The sequence below is a fragment of the Cupriavidus sp. GW823-FHT06D04 genome, from assembly GCF_058795055.1.
Genome location: NZ_JBXAHL010000043.1, coordinates 28640 through 51142, shown reverse-complemented (window position 1 = coordinate 51142; position 22503 = coordinate 28640). Strand labels below are relative to the sequence as shown.

26 protein-coding genes and 2 pseudogenes are annotated in these 22503 nt (G+C 65.9%); 22 read left to right on the top strand and 6 right to left on the bottom strand.

Annotation, left to right across the window (positions count from 1 at the left end):
* The first annotated feature begins 6 nt into the window (after positions 1 to 6).
* The 4 genes from AC1Q7H_RS33980 to scpA are packed head-to-tail and all read left to right on the top strand — an operon-like array spanning position 7 to position 4544.
* Positions 7 to 294 carry an MSMEG_0570 family nitrogen starvation response protein gene (locus AC1Q7H_RS33980; RefSeq protein ID WP_153955958.1) on the top strand — a complete coding sequence of 96 codons (288 nt, stop codon included), beginning with the start codon at positions 7 to 9 and terminating at the stop codon, positions 292 to 294.
* A 35-nt stretch (positions 295 to 329) separates the two neighbouring features.
* Positions 330 to 1616 (top strand): MSMEG_0569 family flavin-dependent oxidoreductase, encoded by a 1287-nt coding sequence (locus AC1Q7H_RS33975; protein WP_153955957.1) that lies wholly within the window; start codon positions 330 to 332, stop codon positions 1614 to 1616.
* Position 1617: 1 nt separating this feature from the next.
* Entirely contained in the window at positions 1618 to 2454 is an 837-nt protein-coding gene (locus AC1Q7H_RS33970) for a Pnap_2097 family protein (RefSeq protein ID WP_153955956.1), read from the top strand.
* Positions 2451 to 4544 (top strand): methylmalonyl-CoA mutase, encoded by a 2094-nt coding sequence (gene scpA, locus AC1Q7H_RS33965; protein WP_153955955.1) that lies wholly within the window; start codon positions 2451 to 2453, stop codon positions 4542 to 4544. Before AC1Q7H_RS33970 ends, scpA begins: the two co-directional genes overlap by 4 nt.
* Positions 4545 to 4681: 137 nt before the next feature.
* On the opposite strand, the gene AC1Q7H_RS33960 is transcribed toward scpA, so the two are convergent.
* A complete protein-coding gene (locus tag AC1Q7H_RS33960; protein ID WP_371827372.1) occupies positions 4682 to 5263 on the bottom strand; it encodes a TRAP transporter substrate-binding protein in 582 nt (193 codons plus the stop codon).
* A 19-nt stretch (positions 5264 to 5282) separates the two neighbouring features.
* Between AC1Q7H_RS33960 and AC1Q7H_RS33955 the strand changes: the two are divergent.
* From AC1Q7H_RS33955 to AC1Q7H_RS33930, 6 genes and pseudogenes are all read left to right on the top strand, one after another.
* Positions 5283 to 5474, top strand: a pseudogene (locus AC1Q7H_RS33955) (Zn-dependent oxidoreductase); the annotation flags it as partial.
* A 117-nt stretch (positions 5475 to 5591) separates the two neighbouring features.
* Positions 5592 to 6413 carry a type IV toxin-antitoxin system AbiEi family antitoxin domain-containing protein gene (locus tag AC1Q7H_RS33950; protein ID WP_013956887.1) on the top strand — a complete coding sequence of 274 codons (822 nt, stop codon included), beginning with the start codon at positions 5592 to 5594 and terminating at the stop codon, positions 6411 to 6413.
* Positions 6397 to 7338, top strand: coding sequence for a nucleotidyl transferase AbiEii/AbiGii toxin family protein (locus AC1Q7H_RS33945; RefSeq protein WP_013956886.1), 942 nt, complete (start codon positions 6397 to 6399; stop codon positions 7336 to 7338). Before AC1Q7H_RS33950 ends, AC1Q7H_RS33945 begins: the two co-directional genes overlap by 17 nt.
* A gap of 179 nt (positions 7339 to 7517) precedes the next feature.
* Positions 7518 to 9290 carry an alkaline phosphatase D family protein gene (locus AC1Q7H_RS33940; RefSeq protein ID WP_492382209.1) on the top strand — a complete coding sequence of 591 codons (1773 nt, stop codon included), beginning with the start codon at positions 7518 to 7520 and terminating at the stop codon, positions 9288 to 9290.
* A 182-nt stretch (positions 9291 to 9472) separates the two neighbouring features.
* A complete protein-coding gene (locus tag AC1Q7H_RS33935) occupies positions 9473 to 11086 on the top strand; it encodes an ABC-F family ATP-binding cassette domain-containing protein (RefSeq protein WP_492382205.1) in 1614 nt (537 codons plus the stop codon).
* A gap of 94 nt (positions 11087 to 11180) precedes the next feature.
* Positions 11181 to 11801 (top strand): DUF2239 family protein, encoded by a 621-nt coding sequence (locus tag AC1Q7H_RS33930; RefSeq protein ID WP_211979765.1) that lies wholly within the window; start codon positions 11181 to 11183, stop codon positions 11799 to 11801.
* A gap of 18 nt (positions 11802 to 11819) precedes the next feature.
* On the opposite strand, the gene AC1Q7H_RS33925 is transcribed toward AC1Q7H_RS33930, so the two are convergent.
* The gene (locus AC1Q7H_RS33925; protein WP_013956882.1) at positions 11820 to 12221 is read right to left on the bottom strand and encodes a hypothetical protein; all 402 of its coding nucleotides are present in this window, start codon (positions 12219 to 12221) and stop codon (positions 11820 to 11822) included.
* A 168-nt stretch (positions 12222 to 12389) separates the two neighbouring features.
* A complete protein-coding gene (locus tag AC1Q7H_RS33920) occupies positions 12390 to 12524 on the bottom strand; it encodes a hypothetical protein (RefSeq protein ID WP_249221176.1) in 135 nt (44 codons plus the stop codon).
* A gap of 93 nt (positions 12525 to 12617) precedes the next feature.
* On the opposite strand from AC1Q7H_RS33920, the gene AC1Q7H_RS33915 reads away from it, so the two are divergent.
* The 7 genes from AC1Q7H_RS33915 to AC1Q7H_RS33885 all read left to right on the top strand — a co-directional run bounded on the left by AC1Q7H_RS33915 (position 12618) and on the right by AC1Q7H_RS33885 (position 16478).
* The gene (locus AC1Q7H_RS33915) at positions 12618 to 12830 is read left to right on the top strand and encodes a LysR family transcriptional regulator (RefSeq protein ID WP_319609856.1); all 213 of its coding nucleotides are present in this window, start codon (positions 12618 to 12620) and stop codon (positions 12828 to 12830) included.
* Positions 12817 to 13560, top strand: a complete 744-nt coding sequence (locus tag AC1Q7H_RS33910) for a LysR substrate-binding domain-containing protein (RefSeq protein ID WP_319609857.1) — start codon at positions 12817 to 12819, stop codon at positions 13558 to 13560. Before AC1Q7H_RS33915 ends, AC1Q7H_RS33910 begins: the two co-directional genes overlap by 14 nt.
* 103 nt (positions 13561 to 13663) lie before the next feature.
* A complete protein-coding gene (locus tag AC1Q7H_RS33905) occupies positions 13664 to 14170 on the top strand; it encodes a DUF1993 domain-containing protein (RefSeq protein ID WP_492382204.1) in 507 nt (168 codons plus the stop codon).
* 211 nt (positions 14171 to 14381) lie between these two features.
* Positions 14382 to 14540 (top strand): hypothetical protein, encoded by a 159-nt coding sequence (locus tag AC1Q7H_RS33900; protein ID WP_153955951.1) that lies wholly within the window; start codon positions 14382 to 14384, stop codon positions 14538 to 14540.
* Between the two features lie 37 nt (positions 14541 to 14577).
* Positions 14578 to 15099, top strand: coding sequence for a sigma-70 family RNA polymerase sigma factor (locus AC1Q7H_RS33895; protein WP_013956879.1), 522 nt, complete (start codon positions 14578 to 14580; stop codon positions 15097 to 15099).
* The gene (locus tag AC1Q7H_RS33890; RefSeq protein WP_013956878.1) at positions 15096 to 15869 is read left to right on the top strand and encodes an anti-sigma factor family protein; all 774 of its coding nucleotides are present in this window, start codon (positions 15096 to 15098) and stop codon (positions 15867 to 15869) included. Before AC1Q7H_RS33895 ends, AC1Q7H_RS33890 begins: the two co-directional genes overlap by 4 nt.
* A 135-nt stretch (positions 15870 to 16004) precedes the next feature.
* On the top strand, positions 16005 to 16478 hold the full coding sequence (locus AC1Q7H_RS33885) for a hypothetical protein (RefSeq protein WP_492382208.1): 474 nt from the start codon (positions 16005 to 16007) through the stop codon (positions 16476 to 16478).
* Between the two features lie 517 nt (positions 16479 to 16995).
* Here AC1Q7H_RS33885 and AC1Q7H_RS33880 read toward each other — a convergent pair.
* The 3 genes from AC1Q7H_RS33880 to AC1Q7H_RS33870 all read right to left on the bottom strand — a co-directional run bounded on the left by AC1Q7H_RS33880 (position 16996) and on the right by AC1Q7H_RS33870 (position 18964).
* Complete coding sequence (locus AC1Q7H_RS33880; RefSeq protein ID WP_080569570.1) at positions 16996 to 17223, bottom strand: hypothetical protein; 228 nt, start codon at positions 17221 to 17223, stop codon at positions 16996 to 16998.
* 232 nt (positions 17224 to 17455) lie between these two features.
* Complete coding sequence (locus tag AC1Q7H_RS33875; protein ID WP_371827371.1) at positions 17456 to 17743, bottom strand: aldo/keto reductase; 288 nt, start codon at positions 17741 to 17743, stop codon at positions 17456 to 17458.
* 12 nt (positions 17744 to 17755) lie between these two features.
* Positions 17756 to 18964 (bottom strand): MFS transporter, encoded by a 1209-nt coding sequence (locus AC1Q7H_RS33870; RefSeq protein ID WP_013956875.1) that lies wholly within the window; start codon positions 18962 to 18964, stop codon positions 17756 to 17758.
* Positions 18965 to 19101: 137 nt separating this feature from the next.
* Here AC1Q7H_RS33870 and AC1Q7H_RS33865 point away from each other — a divergent pair.
* From AC1Q7H_RS33865 to ldcA, 5 genes and pseudogenes are all read left to right on the top strand, one after another.
* Positions 19102 to 19340 (top strand): annotated as a pseudogene (locus tag AC1Q7H_RS33865) (hypothetical protein); the annotation flags it as partial.
* Positions 19341 to 19626: 286 nt separating this feature from the next.
* A complete protein-coding gene (gene queE / locus AC1Q7H_RS33860; RefSeq protein WP_013956873.1) occupies positions 19627 to 20262 on the top strand; it encodes a 7-carboxy-7-deazaguanine synthase in 636 nt (211 codons plus the stop codon).
* Between the two features lie 123 nt (positions 20263 to 20385).
* Positions 20386 to 20862: a 6-pyruvoyl trahydropterin synthase family protein gene (locus tag AC1Q7H_RS33855; RefSeq protein ID WP_013956872.1), complete on the top strand. Its 477-nt coding sequence runs from the start codon at positions 20386 to 20388 to the stop codon at positions 20860 to 20862.
* A gap of 9 nt (positions 20863 to 20871) precedes the next feature.
* Positions 20872 to 21474 (top strand): tRNA adenosine(34) deaminase TadA, encoded by a 603-nt coding sequence (tadA, locus tag AC1Q7H_RS33850; RefSeq protein ID WP_013956871.1) that lies wholly within the window; start codon positions 20872 to 20874, stop codon positions 21472 to 21474.
* Positions 21471 to 22430, top strand: coding sequence for a muramoyltetrapeptide carboxypeptidase (gene ldcA / locus AC1Q7H_RS33845; RefSeq protein ID WP_492382203.1), 960 nt, complete (start codon positions 21471 to 21473; stop codon positions 22428 to 22430). Before tadA ends, ldcA begins: the two co-directional genes overlap by 4 nt.
* The last annotated feature ends 73 nt before the right edge of the window (positions 22431 to 22503 follow it).

Genomic DNA, 22503 nt, shown 5'->3' with positions numbered 1-22503 from the left:
ACTGCCATGCCGGTTACCCATTTCCGCATCCGCTGGCCTGACCAGACCGAGATGGCCTGCTATTCCCCATCCTCCATCGTCACGGAGCACTTTGTCGAAGGGACAGCGTATCCGCTGGACGAGTTCGTCGAGCGTGCGCGTACCGCGCTGGGCGCCGCATCCGAGCGGGTGCGGGCCAGGTATGGCTACGCCTGCTCCTCCGCAATGGATCAGCTCCGCATCCTGGAAATTGCCGCGCAGCGGTTCCGGGGCCAGGACGGCGCCACCGTCCGTTTTCTCGGCTTTGGCAGCTAACCGTTCTTCAAATTTCTCGCCTCAAAGGATCCAACATGTCCCACATCATCAACACCAATCCGGGCCAGGCCGCAGAGCCCAGGCACTACGGCGTCATCATTGTCGGCGGCGGCCAGGCCGGACTATCGATGAGCTACTTCCTGAAGCAGGCCGGCATCGACCATCTGCTCATCGAGAAGCACACCGTCACGCACGCCTGGCGCACGCAACGCTGGGATGCGTTCTGCCTGGTGACGCCGAACTGGCAATGCGCGCTGCCGGGCTATCCCTACCAGGGAGATGATCCGCACGGCTTCATGAAGAAGGATGAAATCACGGCCTATCTCGATGGCTTTATCCGGACGGTCGGCGCGCCGGTACTCGAGCATACCGAGGTGCGGCAAGTGAAGGCGCGCGCCCAGGGGGGATTTTCCGTGGTGACGAGCCAGGGTGCATTCACCGCGGACCAGGTGGTGGCGGCCTCGGGTGGTTATCACACGCCGATCGTGCCGCGCATGGCCGAGCGCCTGCCGACGTCGATCCGGCAATTGCAATCGTCCGAATACAGGAATCCCGGGTCGCTGCCCGAGGGTGCGGTGCTCGTGGTTGGCTCGGGCCAGTCGGGCGCGCAGATTGCCGAAGACCTGCACCTGGGCGGGCGCAAGGTGTATCTGGCCGTCGGCGAGGCGCCGCGTTGCGCGCGCTTCTATCGCGGGCGGGACGTCGTGGACTGGCTCGCGGACATGAAGTACTACGATCTGCCCGTTACCGAGCATCCGCTGCGCGAGGGCGTGCGCGATAACACAAATCACTACGTCACCGGTCGCGACGGCGGCCGCGATATCGACCTGCGCAAGTTCGCCACCGAGGGGATGGAGCTCTACGGCGTGCTGGGCGACTACCGCGACGGCCAGCTTCGTTTTGCGCCGGACCTTCGTCACAACCTGGACGATGCCGATGCAACCTACAACCGCATCAACGCGAGCATCGACAAGTTCATCGCGGAGCGAGGCATGGAGGCGCCGCCGCCGAGCGTCTATGCGCCCGTATGGGCGCCACCGGCCGAGCGCACCGAACTCGATCCCAAGGCAGCCGGCATCGGTTCGATCATCTGGTGCATCGGCTTCCGACCGGATTTCAGCTGGCTCGAAGTGCCGGTATTCAACGGCCGCGGTTATCCAGGCCATGAACGTGGCGTGACAGCGCACGCCGGTTTGTATTTCCTCGGGCTGCCGTGGTTGCACACGTGGGGATCGGGGCGATTCTCCGGCATCGCGCGCGACGCCGAATACCTCGCGGGTTTGATTGCCGCGGGCGAGAGCGACACCGCGCTGGCCGCCTGACATGGAAGCCCTTGTCTCGCGCCATGTCGCCGGCATGCCCCAGTTGGCATACACCGGCCTGTCAGAGAACTGGCTGCTGAAGACCTGCGGCGACCTGCACTGGCGCCTGCTGGCCGCCGGCGTCGGCCTGGCGGTGCCGGACTTCCGGGATGCCGAGGGCAATCCGGTGTATGCGGCGTTCACCGCGATCCGCGTGCGCGATGCCGCGCCGCAAACGGTCGGCGAGCACGCCGAGTTCAGCATCGACTCGCGCATCTTGCCAGCGGGCGGCGTGAAGCACCTCAGCGAACATGCGGTCGACATGCAGGGGGACCGCCGCGCCAGCGTGACGATGCTGTCCACCTTCATCCGTCGCACGCGTGAGCGGGACAACCGCTCGGTCGTGCGCACCATGCCGACCGTGGCCGCGAAGTGGGCCGGCGCCGGCCCGTCGGCACAGGCGGCGGAACTGTCGCTGCTAGCACGGCGGTTTCGCTGCGGGGACTGGGGCACGCATCTCGGGCTCGATCAGGCCCGGCATCGTGTCTGCCACGCGGCCGAATACCTGCCGTGCCCCTGCAACGACTTCAATGGTGCCGACCTGCTGTACTTCGCCAGCTTCCAGGCCATGGTCGATCGCGCGGAATGGCAATGGCGCCGCGACGCGGATCCGCCCTCGGTGTTCGCGCGGGACCTGTTCTTCCATGGCAACGCCAATGTCGGCGAGTCGCTGGAGCTGACCATTTCCGCACTGCGCGAGGACAAGGAGGGATTGACGCACTGGTGTGAGATCCGGCGCAGCCGCGACGGCGAGAAGATCGCCGATGTGGTCACGCAGAAACGCTGGAGGCAACGATGAACGCGAACCGGATCGACCTGGCAGGCGCCCTGGAGCTGAAGCCGGTCTACGGGCCCGACGATCTGACTGGCCTTGGCCACCTGGGCGACATGCCCGGCGAGGCCCCGTTCGTTCGCGGCCCCTATTCCACCATGTACCGCGGCAGGCCATGGACCATCCGCCAGTACGCGGGATACGGCGACGCCGCGACGTCGAATCTCGCCTATCGCGAGGCCTTGAAGCAGGGCGCGCAGGGCTTGTCGGTGGCCTTCGACCTGCCGACCCATCGCGGCTACGATTCCGACGACCCTCAGGCGCAGGCCGATGTCGGCATGGCCGGCGTGGCCATCGACTCGGTCGACGATATGCGGCGCCTGTTCAAAGGCATTGCGCTGGACCGTGTGTCAGCATCGATGACCATGAGTGGTGCGGTGCTCCCAGTACTGGCAGCGTTCTTTGTCGCGGCCGAGGAATCGGGCGTCCCGTTCGAACAGCTGCGCGGCACCATCCAGAACGACATCCTCAAGGAGTTCATGGTCCGGAACACCTGGATCCATGCGCCGCAGCCGTCGCTGCGCATCGCCACCGACGTGGTCGAATGGCTGGCCGCGCATGCGCCGAAATTCAACGGCATGTCGATCTCGGGTTATCACTTCCAGGAAGCGGGCGCCGATCCGGTGCTGGAACTGGCGCTGACACTGGCCAATGCCAGGACCTATGTCGGCCTGCTGCGTGAGCGCGGCCTTGATGTCGATGCGTTCTGCGGCGGACTGAGCTTCTTCTTCGGCGTCGGCAAACCATTCTTCGTTGAAATCGCCAAGCTGCGCGCCGCGCGGCTCCTGTGGCACGACATCGTGTGCGAGCTGGGCGGCACCAGCGCGCGCGCCACCGCCATGCGCATGCATTGCCAGACTTCGGGTTGGACGCTCGCCGCGCAGCAGCCGCTCAACAATATCGCGCGCACCACGGTCGAGGCGATGGCTGCGATCTTTGGCGGTACGCAGTCGCTGCATACCAACGGCTTTGACGAGGCATTGGCATTGCCGGGCGCGCAGGCCTCGCGGCTGGCCCGCGACACGCAGCTGATCCTCCAGCATGAATTTGGCCTGTGCGAGGTGGCGGACCCGTGGGCGGGCTCCTACCTGATCGAGTCGCTGACCGGCCGCATGGTGACGGAGGTTCGCGCGGTGCTGGCGCACATCGATGCCCAGGGTGGCATCCTGCCAGCCCTCGAATCCGGCTGGGTGCAGCGGCGCATCCACCAGGCCGCGCTGCGGACGCAGGCTCGGCTCGATGCGGTGGAAGAGGTCGTGGTGGGTGTCAACCGCTACCAGGAGCCCGACGACAATGGTCAGGAATGCCTGGAGATCGACGGTACCCAGGTGCGCGTGAAACAGGCATGCCGCCTGGACGCGCTGCGCAGCCGCCGCGATGACGGGGCGGTCCGGCATGCGCTGGCGGCGTTGACCGAGGCGGCCAGGCGGGGCAAGCGCAACCTGCTGGCCTGTGCGATCGACGCCATGCGTTGCCGCGCCACGGTCGGGGAATGTACCCGGGCGCTGCTCCAGGTCTGGCCGCGCCATACTGTCCAGTCGTCCTACGACGCAGCGCTGTATGGCACGGCTCGCGCCGGCAACACGGAATGGCTGGCGGCCTGCGATTGCGTCAGTGCGCTGCACGAGCGGCTTGGCCGCGCGCCCCGGATCCTCGTGGCCAAGCTCGGCCAGGACGGCCACGACCGTGGTGCGAGGGCGGTGGCGGCCGGGCTTGCCGATGCCGGGTTCGTGGTCGAACTGACACCGCTGTTCCAGTCCGCCGAGGCGGTTGCGTCTTCTGCTTGCGATGGCGACTTCGATGCGATCGGCATCTCCACGCTGGGCGGCGCGCATCTGGAACTGCTGCCGGCGTTGCTACACGCCTTGCGGCAGCGCGCGCTCGATGTGCCGGTCTTCGTCGGCGGCATTGTTCCGGCAGACCACAGGCGCTTGCTGCGCCAGTGCGGTGTGCAGGGAATTTTCGGACCGGGCACGCCGATGGAGATCATCGTGAGCACCATCGTGGCTGCGCTCACGTTGTCTAGGATGCCTACCGCGTCCGCGCCCTTTCATTGACACCGGCGCGTTCGGTGGGCAAGCGCCTCCGTCATGCGTCCAGGAGTCGTCGCCCCGCAAATCGCGCCACCTCCCGCGCCAGCAAATCCTCAGTGCAGTTGGCGGTAAGAGTGACGGTAAGGCCTCACAGCCAATCCCTAGAAGTGGGTGGCGATAGACGCCTGCAGCGCGGAGTAGAGCTCGCCGAACGCAATGGCGGTCGGCGAGGCGCCAAGCGCCTTGAACATCGAGATCCAGAGCGGGATGCCGGGCACGCGGATCTTGAAGCCCTTCAGGTCCGCAGGTGTCTGAACCGGCCGGCTGGCCGAGGTGATATTGCGGTAGCCGTTGTCCAGGCACTTGTCGAACACGTGCAGGTTGACCTTGCCCAGCGCTGCCCGCACGTGCGCGCCGACGTCACCATCCATGGCCGCCCAGACTGTGTCGTAGTCCTTGAAGGCAAAGGCAACGCCGTTGATGCCGGCGGTCGGCACCAGTGTCTGCAGGTTGGTACCGGCGGTGGACATGAAATCCATGGCCCCGGCGCGGGTCTGCGAGATCATGTCGGGCTCGGTGCCCAACTGGCTGGCGGGATATACCTGGAGATCCACCTTGCCGCCGGTGTCCTTGCGGATGGCTTCCGCGGCTTCCTTGATGCGCAACGTGCCAGGGTGGTCCGCCAGAAATGCCGTGCCGTATTTGAGCCGGATGCTGGCAGCCTGGGCAAAGCCATGGCGCACCGGCAATGCGAGCGCGAGACTGCCGGCCTCGCGGCTGAACTGCGCGATGTTCCCGACGGTGATTGACTAGATCGCGAAAGGCCTGGTCAATCCCGGGCAAATTGTCACGCACCACGTCGATTTTCGCGATGTTGCCGGCGCGTTTGCACTGGCCGAGGGCAATCCGGGCGAATGCTGCAAGGTGCTGCTTGATTTTGGCCATGGTGGCTGACATTGCACAACGACGCTGGTTTATAATTGTTGAAAAAAGATCACTTATAGTGCTCAAATCGGCATCGGGATAAACCTTTCGTTGGCAAGGGTTTGCTAAGCGTGTATTTTGAACACCATGAGTGATCAAAATCACGGAAAACTAAACCAGCTTCTGGTAAGGCTTGGTGATACCACCTTGGTATCCAGCCGATGGCTGCGCGCGCATGGGTATTCCAACAGCCTTGTCGCACGCTATGTGGCCAGTGGCTGGCTGGTTTCGCCAGCGCGTGGTGTCTACATGAGGCAGGGCGGGCGCCTGCAGTGGCAAGGCGTGGTCCATTCCCTTCAGGCCAACGAGGCATTGGCTGTGCACGTCGGTGGGCGCTTTGCGCTGGCCATGCAGGGGCATGAGCACTACCTGCGCCTGGGCGAAGCGGGCACGATCACGCTTTACGGGCCACAACGGCTGCCAGGCTGGGTGGGCAAGCTGCCATTGAACGAACACTTCGAGTTTCACGGCAAGGGGCCTTTCGAACTGACTGCGTTGCACTTCATGCCCGAGCTGCCGGAAAAGGCGTTGCTCGATCAGGGATTGACATGGCACGAGGTCAGCCCAGGCACCGATGCCCTGGCCTGTTCCACGCCGGAGCGGGCCATGCTGGAACTGTGCGATGGCGTGGCAAATGCGGCCCTGGTCTATGAGGTCGATGCGCTGATGCAGGCGATGACGACGCTGCGGCCGCAACGGGTCGGCATGATGCTGCGCCATTGCCGCAGCATCAAGGCCAAGCGCCTGTTCCTGGCGCTGGCCGAACGCCACCGGCATGCATGGCTAGCGCATGTGCCACTCGATGGCGTCGATCTGGGCCGGGGCAAGCGCGCGCTGGTGCCCGGTGGACGCCTGCATCCGACCTACCAGATTACTTTGCCTGGAGACCTGGATGAGCATCTGGGATAAGCGCTATACCGACCGGGTGCAATTGCTGGTCGAGATCCTGCCGGTCCTGGCGAAAGAGCCGCGCTTCGCACTTAAAGGGGGCACGGCGATCAACCTGTTCGAGCATGACCTTCCGCGGTTGTCGGTGGACATCGACCTGGCCTGGTTGCCCGTGCATGACTTCGCCGAGGATGCGGCCTCGATTGCTGCGGCATTGGAGCAACTGGCCGATGCACTGCGCGCCCGCCCGCTACAACTGCAGGTGCAGTCGTCGGCGGGCGAGGGTACGCGGTCGGTGACGCGATTGGTGGCCAGCCGTGGCCGCGCGCGCGTGCAGGTCGAGACAACACCGGTCATGCGCGGCACAGTGCATCCGGTGCGCAGCATGGTGGTCAGGCCGAAGGTGGAGGAGGCTTTTGGCTTCGCCTCCGTGCAGGTGCTTGATTTCGCCGATCTTTATGCCGGCAAGCTGGCCGCAGCGTTGTCGAGGCAGCATCCGCGCGATCTGTTTGATGTCAGTCTGCTGCTGGAGGACGAACGTGCGGATGAGAGGCTTTGGCGGACTTTCCTGGTGTACCTGACCTGCAGCCCCAAACCTGCCTGGGAGATGCTGGCCCCTCGCGCGCCGGCGGATTTCGCGGCAACGTTCGACGCGCATTTCAAAGGGATGACTGCCGAGCCTGTCAGTGCGGAAGCGCTGCTGGAAAGCCGCGAGCGCCTGCTGGCGCGAGTGGCGGAGTGGCTGGATGAGCCATCCCGTGCGTTTCTTGGATCCGTGGAGGATGAAAAGCCGGATTTCGGGCTCATCGGGCTTCCTCACGCAGTTGAGTTGCCGGGCATACGGCGCAAGTTGCATAACCTGGCCCAGCGCTCGCCAGCCAAGCGGCAGGCGGATCGTCGCGAGCTGGAACAGACGCTGGCGCGGCTCACAGGGCGGGGTGCCTGAAGCACAGGCCCCTGGCGAGCCAGCAGGTGGCGCTTGACGCGCATTCTCTCTTCGTTCACCTTATGTCCCCGGCATGGATGGCCAGGCGTCCCATTGCCGGCGCCAGGCCTTTCGCGGCGATCGCGCCAGCGCAGCCCGCGGGCGAACAACAAAAGGTGACCAAAGGGAGACCATCACAAATGAGCAAGCTACTGCTCGGACCCGTGCTGTCGTTTCGTGGCCTCGGAACGGATGGCTCATGGAAGGTGACGGCGCTCGTTGGCATAGAAGATCAAGCCAGGGTTCCTCAGGTCACCGTGGAAGGCCGCAAGGCCGGCAAGCCGGTGACCCTGCTGCAGCATGCGGGCCGCACCTATCTGCGCTACGACCTGTCCTGCAAGCTGCGCAAGAACGAACGGCGGGTACCGTACAGCATCGAAGGTGTCGGGGAGGCGTGGCACTTTACCGTGCCCGGCAAGGGCTACGCGCCGCGCATGGCCTATGTTTCGTGCAACGGATTCTCCGACCCGGGCGGCATGCGCAAGCTGGTCAAGGCCGAGAACGCGGTATGGGCGGACTTGCTGTGCAACCACGACAAGGAAATCCGTCCGCCAGGCTATGAGCTGGACAAGGAGCAGCTCTGGCACGAGGCGCGTACCCATGACCAGGGCAATCAGCGCTTCCATCTGATGCTGATGGGCGGCGACCAGATCTACTTCGATTCGATCTGGGAAGACATCAAGCTGCTGAAGCGCTGGATCGGGTTGGCGCGGGAGGAGCAGCTGCAGTACCCGGTGGACGCTGACCTCGAGAAAGAAATCGAGGACTACTATTTCAAGCTCTACAGCGAGCGCTGGCTGCCTCATGCCAGGTCAGGGTGGGGTAGTGCAGAGAAGCCGCTCGACGCTGCCCAGGCCATGGCACGGATCCCCACGGTGATGATGTGGGATGACCATGACATCTTCGACGGCTGGGGTTCCTATAGCCCCGAGATGCAGCGCAGTCCATTGTTCCAGCGGCTGTTCTTCCATGCGCGCCGGGCGTTCTGGGTCTTCCAGATGCAGCATGCTGTCGAACAGCTTCCCGACCTGGTGCCGCGCACTGACGTCAGGGTCCGGTCTGACGATCCATTGTTCGAACCGGTCAAGTGGTCTCAGGTGCTGTCCGGTGACAAGCTTGCGCTGCCGTTGCTGGACGAGCAGCCGGGGTTCACGTTCACGCATTCGGCTGGCCCAGTCAGTCTGATCGTTGCTGACCTGAGGACCGAACGATCCCAGGAGCAGGTGCTTGGACCCGGTACCTGGGGCGCACTGCAGCGGTGGCTGTCGGGTGTCGAATCGGGCCACGCCGCCAACCCTGGCGGCATCAATTGCCAGCATCTGCTGCTGCTGTCCTCCGTGCCGGTGGTCCATCCCAAGCTGTCGCTGGCCGAAGCCTTCCTGGACAACTTTGGCCAGGATCATGTGCTCGACAGCAGTGCCGATGACCTGAAGGACCACTGGACCCACGACGATCACGAGGGCGAGAGGAAGCGCCTGGTAGAGACGTTGCTCAAGACAGCCAGCCAGAAGCAGCTGCGCGTGACGATCATCTCTGGTGATGTCCATGTCGCGGCCTGGGGTGTCGCCTACAGGAAAGACGTGGGGCCGAAGGACAACTGGGCGCAGATACAGCAGCTGACCAGTACTGCCGTGGTGCATCCCTCGCTGGTCGGGGTCATGGAGCGTCTGTTCTTCCATGTGCTGAACAACGTTGCCCAGTCGAAGCAGGCGCTGGATGTCAACCTGTCTGCGGAAATGATGCTCTTTCCCGGATCCAACCGGTACGTGATGCCGGCCAGGAACTGGCTTGCCATTGAGCTGGACCGGGGCACGGACAACCCGAACGGCTGCAAGCTGTGGGCGACGTGGCGGTGCGAGACCAAGGCAGCATTCTCCAATCACCTGCTGGCTACCGATCCGGTGAACTTATAGTTTTAGCCGAGTCAGAGAGTAGGGCAGGGCGACGTACTCAGGCATGCGTCCCCATGCCTCGCCGATTCAAACCCCATCCGCGGAGGATTCCTGCCATGCGCCATTGATGCCGCCGTCTGCATGACGGCCAGTCTCCACCGCCCCCAAAGCAGGGGGAGTTCCTGGCATCCCTGGAATCTTGCATGTCAAATCCCAAGCTGACGCTGGAAAGCGTTTCCTATGTCCTGCCCGACGGCCGGACGCTCTTCTCTGAACTGTCCGAACAATTTGACGTTCGCCCCACCGGCCTGGTCGGGCGCAACGGTATCGGCAAGTCCGTGCTGGCACGCATCCTGGGCGGGGAGCTTGAGCCCTCCGCGGGGCGTTGCGTGCGGTCGGGCAGCTTGCATTACCTGTCCCAGCAGGCTGCGCATGCCGTGCAGACGTCGGTGGCGGGGCTGGCTGGCGTGCAACCGGTGCTGGATGCGCTGCAACGCCTTGAGGCCGGCAGCACCGCGGCACAAGACTTCGATGACGTCGGCGAGCACTGGAACATGCCGCAACGGCTGCGGCAGGAGCTGGAACGCAATGGCCTGGGCCACCTGCAGGCGGATACCCCGGCGAGCACCCTGAGCGGCGGCGAAGTCATGCGCGTGGCACTGATCGGCGCGTTGCTGTCGGATGCCGATTTCCTGATCCTCGACGAACCCAGCAATCATCTGGACCGGCCGAACCGGCTGGCGCTGATCGCGCAACTGCAACGCTGGCAGCGCGGCCTGCTGGTGGTCAGCCATGACCGGCGGTTGCTGGAGGGCATGGCGCGCATCGTCGAGCTGTCGTCGCTCGGGTTGCGCAGCTATGGCGGCGGCTATTCGTTCTATGCGCAATGCAAGGCGCAGGAGCGAGAGAACGCCTTGCGGCAGCTGGACCAGCGCAAGCTCGAACGCAAGCGGGAAGAACAGTCGCTGCGTGCGCAGCGTGAACGCCAGGAGCGGCGGCAGGCCCGTGGCAACCGGCAGGCGCACGATGCCAACCAGGCCAGCATCCTGCTGGGCCGGCAGAAGGAGCGCAGCCAGGCATCGGCAGGCAGGCTGCGCCTGCAGCAAGCCGCCACGCGCGAAGCGCTCGATGCGCGCGTGCGCGACGCCGCGCAACAGGTGGAGGACGATGCCGCGATCGTATTGCTCGCCTTGCCTGTCAGCCAGACCGCGCAACGCCGCGTAGCTGAACTGGAGGAGGTCGATCTGCCGTTCGTGCCGGCCGCCACGCGCCGCATCAGCCTGGTGCTGACTGGCCAGCAGCGCGTGGGCGTCGTCGGCCCCAACGGTTGCGGCAAATCTACCTTGCTCAAGCTGCTTGCCGGCCAGTTGCAGCCGCTGGCTGGCCGCTGCGCGGTGCATGTCGAAAACGCCTACCTCGACCAGCAGCTGGCCGGCCTGCTGCCGCAGCGCTCAGCCATCGAACAGATGCTGGCCGCCAACCACACCGCCGGGGAGGCGGCCTTGCGCACGCGGCTTGCGCTGCTGGATCTCGATGCGCAGAAGGTCACCGCACCCAGCGGCCTGCTCAGTGGCGGCGAGCGCCTGAAGGCCGCGCTGGCTTGTACCTTGTATGCCGATCCGCCGGCACAGCTGCTGTTGTTCGATGAGCCCAGCAACCACCTGGACCTGGCGTCTGTGCAGGCAGTGGAAACGATGCTGCGCGGCTATCAGGGCACACTGGTGGTGGTGTCCCACGACGATGTGTTCATGGGCAGCCTGGGGCTGACCCATCGCCTGGCGGCTACGTCGGATGGTTGGAACCTGGAACCCTGGTGACCCGACAGCGGGGTGGTTTTATTTATACCCGGATGATATTTACATCTTATTTTATCCGGGTAATATTCGGGAATCGTCTCCAAGGGATATCCCCATGACCAACGCAACGCTTCACAACTACACCACCTTCGACGGCCACCGGCGTATCGCCACGGGCTCGCTGCAAGCCAATGCGCTGGCGCTCAAGCGCGCGCTGGAAGCCGGCGCGGGCGGACCCGTGCTGGTTTTCGACGACAGCAGCGGGCGCTCGATCGACCTGGATACGAGCGGGACGGAGGCCGCCTTACTTGAGCGGACTGCCGAGCGCGCCGCGCAGCTCGAATCCCCGCGGCAGCCAGCCGGCGACAACGACGAAGCAGCGGATGTGGCCGAGCCGCGGGGCCGAGGGCGCCCGAAGCTTGGCGTGGTATCGCGCGAGGTGACGCTGCTGCCGCGCCATTGGGAATGGCTGGCCGCCCAGCCAGGCGGGGCATCCGTGGCCCTGCGCAAGCTGGTCGAGCAGGCGCGCCGGGACAACGCGGACAAGGACCGCGGCCGCCGCGCCAGCGAACGCGCCTACCACTTCATGGTGGTGATGGCGGGAGATCTGCCCGGCTTCGAGGAAGCTACGCGGGCCTTGTTCGCGGGCGATGTGGCGGGCTTTGCGCAGCGGCTCGAGACATGGCCGGTGGATATCCGCGAGCACGTGATGCGCCTTGCGGACAGCAACGCCTGAACGGCTGCGCGGTCCCGTTCAGATGCCGCCCAGCAGGTCATGCGCATCCACGATCGCATAGGCGATCTCGGGATGCTCTTCCATGCTGCGGCGGATGGCGGCGGGGATCGACTGGCGGATCTTGCGGCACAGGCCGGGCTGCTCCTGCACCTGGATGCTGATGCCGCGCACTGTGCGCACGCCGCGGGCGCTGGGGGTGATGGTCAGCACGATGCCCAGCTGGGCCTGCATCAGGCTTTCCATGCGCTGCAATTCCGCCAGGCTGGTCAGGCTCTCAAGCCGTTCGACCAGCCGCTTTTCCTCGGCGCGGGTGAGCCGCAGCACGCGCAAGTCGGCGTTGGGGTCACTCAGCAAGGCTTCGCGCCCGCAGATGCAGGCGCCGGGCGGGCATTCCGTGCGAAGAGGGAGCGGCGCATTCATGTGGGGCGCGGCCACAAGGCCGCAAGATAGCGGGGACGATGACCGGATATGTTAATTCAGGTTGCCGGTCGCCGGTTGCCCGCTGCGGGTGCGCCATCTTGCCCGCCGCCCCTCAGGCGCCCCTCAGGTCCCCGGCCGCGGCACCTGGCCTGGCCGCGCGGGCATGGTTCAGTCCAGCTGCTCTATATGGGCCGACTTAATCAGGGCACGCCATTTGGCGGTCTCGGCATCGATCAGCTTCCGGAACTGCGCGGGCGAGCCGCCGGCCGGCTCGGCGCCCAGCGCCGCCAGGCCCTTGCGCACGTCCGATGCCTGCAGCGCAGCTTGCAGCGCTGCGTTAGGGCTGGCATGAGGCAGCGCGGACGGTCGGACGCAGTGGCAGGCACAGGCGAGTGCATGGGAGCAGGGGTGGCTGCGCCATCGGGCCGGCCGCTCAACTTGCGCCAGATCGAGGTGTTCCAGGCCATCATGCTGGCGGGCTCGGTCAGCGGTGCCGGACGCATGCTGCTTGTGTCGCAGCCCGCGGTCAGCCGGGTGCTGGCGCTGACCGAAAGCCGGCTCGGCTACCCCTTGTTCGAGCGCGCGCGGCAAGCTGTTGCCGACGCCTGAAGCGCGGCGCCTGTTTGCCGAGGTCGAGCAGGTCTACAGCGGCGTACGGCGCGTCAACGAGCTGGCTGCGGCGTTGCACCGCGAAGGCGCCGGCACGCTGCGCGTAGTGGCCAGCGCCGCGTTCGCGCAGCAGCTGGTGCCGCGTGCGCTGGCGCAGCTGCGCGCGGGCGGCGTGCCCACGCGCATTGACTACCGCAGCGTCACCTTCGACGAACTGGTCGGCATTTTCCTGAGCGGTCGGGCCGATGTCGGCGTGTCGATGGTGCCGGCCGGGCATCTGACGCTGTCGTCCACGCTGCTCGGGCGCCAGCCGATGCTGTGTGTCCTGCCGCCGGACCATCCGCTGGCAGGCCGCGAGGCGGTGACGCCGGAGGATTTCGCCGGCAGCGCGTGGATCGGCTATCCGCCCGACACGCCGCTGGGCCGTGCGCTGGCCGGCTTCTTCGGCGACAGCGACAGCGGCGCGCCCGCCATCGAGGTGCATTCCCCGGTCACGGCATGCGCCTTTGTGCAGCAGGGCCTGGGGCTGGCGCTGGTGGATGCGTGGAGCGTGACGCCAGCCATGCGCGCGGCCCTGGCGGTGCGGCCGGTGTTGCCCGCGGTCGGCCTGGAAATCTGGGCGACCCATTTCAGCCTGGCGCCGTTGCCGTTGGCGGGGCGCCGCTTCCTGGCCGCGGTCGGCAAGGTGCTGCGCGACATCCAGCCGCCTGCCGCGTGTGCGCAGGGGTAGTCCGGCAGCAAATGCCGATCCGGTCTATGCTCGCGGCAGCGGTGCGGCCCGACGGCCCCCGACGATGAGAATTTCCAACCAAGGCCTGCACAGGAGATCCCCCATGGCACTCTCGATGTACGACGTTTCGATTCCCCCGTTCATCCGCGCACTCGCCAACCTGGCCGAGATCCTGGACAAGGGCGCGGCCCACGCCCAGGCGCAGGGCATGGACCCGGCCGACCTGATCCAGACCCGCCTGATCGCCGACATGGATGCGCTGCCGGCACAGGTGCAGCGCGCCAGCGACGCCGCCAAGGGCTGTGCCGCGCGGCTGGCAGGCATCGAGGTGCCGTCGTTCGCCGATACCGAAACCACCTTTGCCGAACTGCAGGACCGCATCGCCCGCACCATCGTGTTCCTGGAGCAGATCGCGCCCGAGCAGCTGGAAGGCAGCGAGCAGCGCACGATCGAGCTGAAGCTGCGCCAGGGGCCGATGACGTTCGACGGCAAGTCCTACCTGCTGGGCTTTGCGCTGCCCAATTTCTACTTCCACGTGACCACGGCCTACGACATCCTGCGCCATAAGGGTGTGCATATCGGCAAGCGCGACTATCTGGGGCTGAAGTAAGAAGCCGAGCAGGGCCAGTAGGAAAAATGCCGGGCGCGAAGCCTCCCACGCGGCGGGGCTTGTGGGACAAAATCCATGACAGTGGAATAAAGCGCCGCCGCGGCGCGTTTACTCAGTTGACAGGCTCCGGCGGCAGCAACATCGCGCTGCCCGGGCGCGGCGTTCCCGACGTGGAGAATGCTGCGCCGCGGCCTGCCTCCTGGAGACTGAAATGAAAGTGCCCCATCTGATTTCTGGCCTGCTGCTTGCCATGATGGCGGTGGCGGCGTGCTCCACCGACAGTGGCACGGATCCGGCGGGCGGTTCGTCCTCATCTCGCAGTGGCAGTAGCCGGAGCTCTGGCGGCGCAATGTATCGCGGCGGCTACTAATTGGTCCTGGCCGCCAGCCCGAGGAGTATCCATCCCGGTGAGCTTGCGCGACGACCTCGCCGCCTGCCTGCCGCAGCTGCGCCGTTACGCGCGCGCGCTGACGGGTGATGCCGCATGGGCGGATGACCTGGTGCAGGACACGCTCGAGCGCGCGCTCGCGCGCACCTCGATGCTGCGCGCCCACAGCAATACGCGCGCCTGGTTGATGACCATACTGCGTCACCTCTATATCGATCAGTTGCGCAAGCACCGCGAGCTAGCGCTTGATGCCGATGACCCTGTGTGGCAGAGGCTGGAAGCGCCGGTCGGGGAGGTCGGTGGGCTGCTGCTGCTCGATTTGCAGCGCGCGCTGTACCGCCTGCCGCTGGAGCAGCGCGACGTGCTACTGCTGGTGACGCTGGAGCAACTGAGCTACCGGGAAGCTGCCGCCATCCTGCAGGTGCCGGTGGGGACGGTGATGTCGCGGCTGTCGCGGGCACGCGAGCACCTGCGCGTGCTGCTCGGCAGCGATGCTGGAAGCCGGCCCGGGATTTTCAAAGTCGTGAGGCAGAGGCCATGACTGATGATCGAAGTTCCACCGCGCTGACGACAGGCCCGGAGTTGGAGCGGCTCTCGGCTCTGGTCGATGGCGAGCTTGCGCCGCACGAGCAGGCCGAGGTCGCGGCCGCGCTGGCGCACGATGTACAGGCCTCCGCACGTGTGGAGGATTACCGGCGTCAGGGTGCCGCACTCAGGTCGTTGTTTCCGTTGCCGACGGATGTGCGCTATGTACTGGTGCTGCCGCGCCGTACGTGGTGGCGGCGCGTGTCGGCTGCGCTGGCCTGGGCCGGCGCGGGGATGATCCTCGGCACCGGCGGCGTGTGGCTGTCGGCGCGCGAGGCCGATCCCTGGGCTTTCTCCCGCCATGCCGACCTTGCCTACGCGGTCTACGCGCCGGAGCAGCGCCACCCGGTAGAAGTGGCTGCCACCGATCAGGCGCACCTGGTGGAGTGGCTGTCGCGCCGGCTGGCGCGCACGCTGACGATTCCAGCGCTGAACGAATACGGCTACACGCTGATGGGTGGGCGGCTCTTGCCCGGCGCGGCCGGCCCGGCGGCACAGCTGATGTATCAGAACCAGGCGGGCAGGCGCCTCACGCTGTATATCACCGAGGCTGCGCCGCAGCACGCCTCCTTCCGTTTGCTGCGCCAGGAGGACCGGCGCACGTTCTATTGGGCCAGCGCGGGTGCCGGTTACGCGCTCTCGGGCCAGCGCAGCGAGCCGCGCCTGCGCGAGATCGCGATGGACGTCTGCAGCAGCGTGGGCGGAAATCCGCAGGGATGGCAGTGAGGCGCAACCTCACCGCCTGTGGAATAAAACGTGCCGCTAATCCGTTTACTTCATGCAGTGCGGGCCGGCGGCAAACCGATGTGCCATGCGCTCCGCGAGGACATACGTCGGGACTTTGAGGTCAGGGTGACAATCATGGGCAAGGTTTTGGCGGCCGCAGCGGCCGTGTGCGCAGGCCTCAGCTTTGGCGTGGCGGCGCCGGCCGAGGAACTGGTGTCGGCGCCCTGCCAGCAAGTGGTTGGACAGGCCGAGATTGACGGCGTGCTGCAGGTGATCTCGGGGGTGGCTTGCTTGCAGCCGGACGGGACGTGGCAGTTGGTCGACGGAGCAAGCGGGGTGGTCACCTATGCGGCCCCGGCCTATTACTATGATCCCTGGTACTGGGCGCCGGTCGGCGTGGGCTTTGGTGCCAGCGTGATCTTTGTTGACCGCTTCCATCACTTCCACCATATGCACCATGTGTTCGTCCGCAGGCCGGGCGTGATCGTTCGTGGTGGTTTCCATGGCGGCTTTCATTCCGGCTCCCATGGCGGTTTCCATAGGGGGTTCCACGGTGGGGGTGGAGGTGGCTCGCATGGTGGCTTTCATGGCGGCGGCATGCACCACTGATGGCTATCCACAGCGCGCTGAGCGCCCGGCCGGCACGGCCAACCAACGCTGAGATCAGGTTGTAGGGCCGATGGCATTCTCCCGTCCGCGAGGCGCGTATCGGTTCAGATGTGAACCCGGTGCCTGGTGATTCCAGCGTGGAAGCCCGTTAGAGCTTTGACCAAAGCGCCACGAGCGCGTAGATAGCGGCGGGCATCAGAAGACAAGCTGCTAGCGTCAAGTAGTACCGTGCACCGTGATGGGGTGGATGCGTATGGAAATAGTGAATTGTCGGCTTCATATTGTCCTGCCAAAGTGAACGAGACTAGAGGGGACGCTTCAAGCATAGGAATTTCTCGCGCACCTGGATTGGCGCAAGCAAGCTGTACGCCCGTCGAGCCAGCCGAGGGAGACCTTGATGTGGTGCGCAACCATGCCCCGGTCCAGTACGAGTTGCCGCGCGGCAATTCGGCCGACCAGAGGCGGACTATTTGAAACGAACTGGCAATGGCTGCTCACAACGGCACAATGTCAGTACTCATTGGCAGGCATCGACTGCAGGCGGAAACACGTGCCAGCAGCCGTCATCGTGCCTAAAGAAGAACAACGCGCGCAAACCGGCCGGATGCACGGTCTCAACGCATACGTAGCGTCGCCGGCCCGATAGGGTGCGACTGAATTCGACTACGTGGATGGACGACGTTGGGCTAGGCGCGAGCCATTTATCGACCTGAAAGCGCAGTGACTGCTCATTTGTGCTTTTCATGTCCCCCTCCATTACCCCGGTTCTTGTCTGTCGCAGCATTCCTAGAGCGCCCAACAATTGTCAGAATCGCCCCCTCCATGCGCCTCCAGGGCGCTGTATTGATGCATGCGGAATGTGCGACCGAGCACAAATCGTCATGCTCCCATCGGGGTAACGGCCAGAATTTGCCGGAGGTTGACCCTTGCCTTTTAACAGCCCACTGGTGTCGACGCGAAGTACATTCGACAGCGCATCATGCGCTTGCAAAGCATTGACAATGCCCCACGCCGCGAGGGCGCGAACTCCGGCAGTTGCTCTCCAGTTTGGCGCGCCTGGTCGACGACGGAATCACCGCACAGCCCTGCTGCAGCAGCCAGGCCAGCGCGACCTGCGCGGGAGATGCGTCGTGCGCCAGTGCAATCCGCTGCAGCACCGGGTCGTGCATCACCTTGGCGTAGGCCAGCGGCACGTATGCGGTGATGTGGATGCCTTGCGCGCGGGTGAAGTCGGCAAGCTTGCGGTTCTGCAGGAACGGGGGCATTTCGATCTGCTATCAGTGCGTCATGGCACTGGCCGGAACGCCGCCGCTGCGGGCATCGAAGCCGGCGGCGCGGTCCAGGCGCCCGCTCAGCTCGGTCAGGGCCAGTGCCACCAGCACGACCAGCGCGCCAATCCACGGGGTCTGCATCAGCCCCAGGTGGGTCACGATCAGCCCGCCGGCCCATGCCGCGCCGGCAATGCCGAGATTGAAGGCGGCAATATTCAGGCCCGAAGCCACGTCCACGGCGTCAGGCGTGAAGCGCTCCGCCTGCTTGACCACATAGACCTGCAGGCCGGGCACGTTGCCGAAGGCCACGGCACCCCAGGCCAGCACGGTCGCCACCACCAGCCAGCGATGCGGCGCGGTGAAGGTCAGCACGAACAGCACCAGGGCCAGCAGCAGGAACACCAGCTTCAGCGCCGGGATCGGCCCGTGGCGGTCGGCCAGGCGGCCGCCCCAGATGTTGCCGGCGGCGACCGAGACACCATACACCAGCATCACCAGGCCGACCGCGCCGGCGTCAAAGCCGGACACGTCCTGCAGGATCGGGGCGAGGAAGGTGAAAGGGATGAACGAACCGCCATAGCCGATCGCGGTCTTGGCGTAGACCAGCAGCAGCCGCGGCTCGGCCAGCACGCGCGCCTGCTGCAGCAGCGACGCCGGCGGCGTATGCGCGATGGTGCGCGGCACGAACAGCAGGCTGCCGACAAAGGCCACCGCGCCCAGCGCCGAGACGGCCAGGAAGGTCTCGCGCCAGCCGAAGTGCTGGCCGATGAAGGTACCAAGCGGCACGCCGGTCACCAGCGCCACGGTCAGGCCGGTGAACATGATGGCGATGGCACTGGCGGCCTTCTCGCGCGGCACCAGCCCGGTGGCGATGGTCGAACCGATCGAAAAGAACACACCGTGGGCCAGGCCGGTCAGCACGCGCGCCAGCACCAGTGATTCATAGCCGGGCGCCTTCCACGCCAGCAGGTTGCCGAGGGTGAACAGCGCCATCAGCGACAACAGCAGCAGCTTGCGCGGCAGCCGGCCGGTCAGCGCGGTCAGCACCGGGGCGCCGATCGCGACACCTAGCGCATACAGGCTGACCAGCAGCCCGGCCGATGGCAGGGAAACATGCAGGTCGGCGGCAATGGTGGGAATCAGGCCAACGATCACGAACTCGGTCGTGCCGATGGCAAAGGCGCTGATGGTCAGCGCGAACAGGGCAATGGGCATGATGCAGTCTCCGGTAAGGGCAACAATGGCAAAAGGAGCCAGGAACAGGGCGGAGTGTGCCTGGGATGCTTTTGCAGAAAAACCCGGTGATCTGCAGAAGATATTTGACTAAAATTCAAGAATGAAGCTGACCATGCCTGATCGAGCACCGCACCGATGTCGCCATCCGCATCGGCAGGCTGCGCGATTCAACGCTGCATGCGCTGCTGGGCTTTACGCAGCCGGAGGGGCTCAACCGCTGCCCTTGCGTACCGACGACGGCCTGGAGCTGCCGATCCGGCCACATCTGGCGGCACCCAGCGGCGAAACCTTGCGCCACCTGGCCCTGGCCGGCGGTGGGGACCGCATCCCGCCAGCCTCTAAGCGAAAACCCTGACCCCTCTGGTATACTTGCGCTACGTCCGGACCGGCCGGACGCAGCCTGCGACAGGCCTCAGGCGGTTCCTCCGGCAGTGCCCGGAGCCCTGCACGGAAAACCCGGTGCACACCGCCCGCGCTGCCAGCCCTGCGGCGCCGATCCGGGAGCCCGAGCCCGGATCCGTGATACTTGTTATCCGGCCTTTGCCCAATACCTGTTGAAACCCCGGCCAGCCCAAGGGCGGCCGAATGCCCGTTAACGGTCCAAAAACGGTCCCAGAACGGTCCCAGAGAGACCCCCACGCATGACTTACGCCGTCAAGGAAATCTTCTATACGCTGCAGGGCGAAGGCGCCAACGCCGGCCGCGCCGCGGTGTTCTGCCGCTTTGCGGGCTGCAACCTGTGGAGCGGCCGCGAAGACGACCGCGCCAGCGCGGTGTGCCAGTTCTGCGATACGGATTTCGTCGGCACCGATGGCACCCGCGGCGGCAAGTACCGCACGGCCGAAGAGTTGGCCGCGGTGGTCGCGTCGGAATGGCCGCAGGGCGCCGGCGGCCAGCCGCTGGTGGTCTGCACCGGGGGCGAGCCGCTGCTGCAGCTCGACGCGCCGCTGATCGACGCGCTGCATGCGCAGGGCTTCGAGATCGCGATCGAAACCAACGGCACCATCGCCGTGCCGCCGGGGGTCGACTGGGTCTGCGTCAGCCCCAAGATGGGCTCGGAACTGGTGGTCACGCGTGGTGACGAGCTGAAGGTCGTGATCCCGCAGGAGGGCCAGGACTTTGCCGCATACGAGCAGCTTGATTTCCGCCATTTCCTGGTGCAGGCCATGGATGGCCCGCTGGCGAGGGAAAATACCGCCGCCGCGGTGGCGTTCTGCCAGCGCCATCCGCGCTGGCGGCTGTCGCTGCAGACCCACAAGCTGCTGGGCATCCGCTGAGCGGCGCGGCATCGACGGTATCGACAGGTCGCCCAAGGGGCGGCAAAACGTACACAATACAGGCTTCGGGCGCGCGCGCAGCGTCCGTTCCAACGCAGGCGGCCGGCACCGGCGCCGGTACACATGAGCAAACAAGTTTCCATTACCCGCCGGCTGGAGTTTGACTCCGGCCACCGCATCCCGAACCACTGCGGCCAGTGCCGCAATATCCACGGCCACCGCTACCGGCTGGACCTGACGCTGTCGGGCGAGGTCCTGCACCGCGAGGGCGCGTCGGATGACGGCATGATCCTGGACTTCGGCGACATCAAGGCGCTGGCCAACGAGCACCTGGTCAACAAGTGGGACCACGCCTTCCTGATCTACCGTGGCGACACCGCGCTGCTGAACTTCCTGCAATCGATGGAAGGGCACAAGACCGTGGTGCTGGACGCGATCCCGACGGTCGAGAACCTGGCCCAGGTCGCGTTCGACATCCTGGCGCCGGTGTTCAAGGACTGCTTCGGCCACCAGCTGCAGCTGACCAGGCTGGTGCTGTTCGAAACGCCCAACTGCTGGGCGGAAGTGAGCGCGCCCGCCGTGCTGCCGGCGCAGGACTGAGCGGGGACGATGACAGAGACGCCACCGCTGCCGTTGCGCGCGCTGCGCGCCCTGCCTGAAGACCCGGTCGAGGCTGCCGAGCGCGATGCGCGCTACATGCGCGCCGCGCTGGAAGAAGCCCGCCTGGCCGAAGCCGCCGGCGAGGTGCCGGTGGGCGCGGTGGTGGTCTGGAACGACACCATCATCGCGCGCGGCCACAACCTGCCGATCCGCTCGGTGGACCCATCCGCCCATGCCGAGATGCAGGCACTGCGCGCCGCCGCCCAGGTGATCGGTAACTACCGCATGCCAGAGTGCGAGCTGTACGTGACGCTGGAACCGTGCGTCATGTGCAGCGGCGCGATCCTGCACGCGCGGCTGCGCCACGTGGTGTTCGGTGCAACCGACCCCAAGACCGGCGCGGCCGGCAGCGTGCTCAACCTGTTCGAGCAGGCGCAGCTCAACCACCAGACCACCATTGCCGGCGGGGTGCTGGCCGACACCTGCGGCCAGATGCTGAAGGATTTCTTCGGCGCGCGCCGCCGGGCCCAGAAAGCCGCGCAGAAGGCGGCACAGCAGGACGCCGCCGCGCCTGTCACCGATCCCGACAAGAACAACGATATTGAAGCATGAGCACGCCGAACAGCAGGCCGCCGCATACCGAAGTCCGACTGATCGCCTCGTCCGGGTATCCGCACGACGTCGCCATCGCCGCGCGCGGCTGTGCCTGGCTCAAGCATCATGGCTACCACATGACCAACCCCGACGTGCTGGCGCGGCGCTACCTGCGCTTTGGCGGCACGGATGCGGAGCGGCTGGCCGATCTGCATGCCATCGGCACTGGCGCGCCGCACGCGCTGACGCTGGCGGTGCGCGGCGGCTATGGCATCGCGCGGCTGCTGGCGCAAGTCGACTTTGCCCGCATCGCCGCGCAGGCCAGTGCCAGCGGCACGCCCATCGTCGGCCACAGCGACTTCACCGCGTTCCAACTGGCCTACCTGGTGGCGACGGGTGGCGTCACCTTTGCCGGGCCGATGCTGCTGGCGGATTTTGGTGCCGAGGTGGTGGATCCCTTCATGTGGGAGCATTTCGAAGGCATCTTGCGCAACCCTGCGTACAGCGTCGACGTGGCAGCGCCGCAGCCGGGCGGCCAACCGTTCTCCGGCAGCGTGGAAGGCACGCTCTGGGGCGGCAACCTGGCCATGCTGTGCAGCCTGCTGGGCACGCCTTTCATGCCGCAGGTGGAGGGCGGGGTGCTGTTCCTGGAAGACATCAACGAGCCGCCGTACCGGGTGGAGCGCATGCTGATCCAGTTGCAGCAGGCCGGCGTGCTGGGCGCGCAACGCGCCATCGTGCTGGGCGATTTCTCCAATTACCGCGTCACCGACTACGATAACGGCTACGACATGGACGCAGTGGTGGCCTACCTGCACGAACAGCTGCCGGTGCCGGTGCTGACCGGGCTGCCGTTCGGCCACTGCGCGCGCAAGCTGACGCTGCCGGTCGGCGCCCAGGTGCGGCTGGCCGCACGTGCGGATGGCTTCAGCATGGCGTTTTCCGGCTATCCGGTGCTGCCGCCACTGGCCTAACCGGCCGCATCGTCCGATGCCGCGCATCCGGGTCGCAAGGAATGCGTCCGGATGATAGAATGTGCGGTTATTT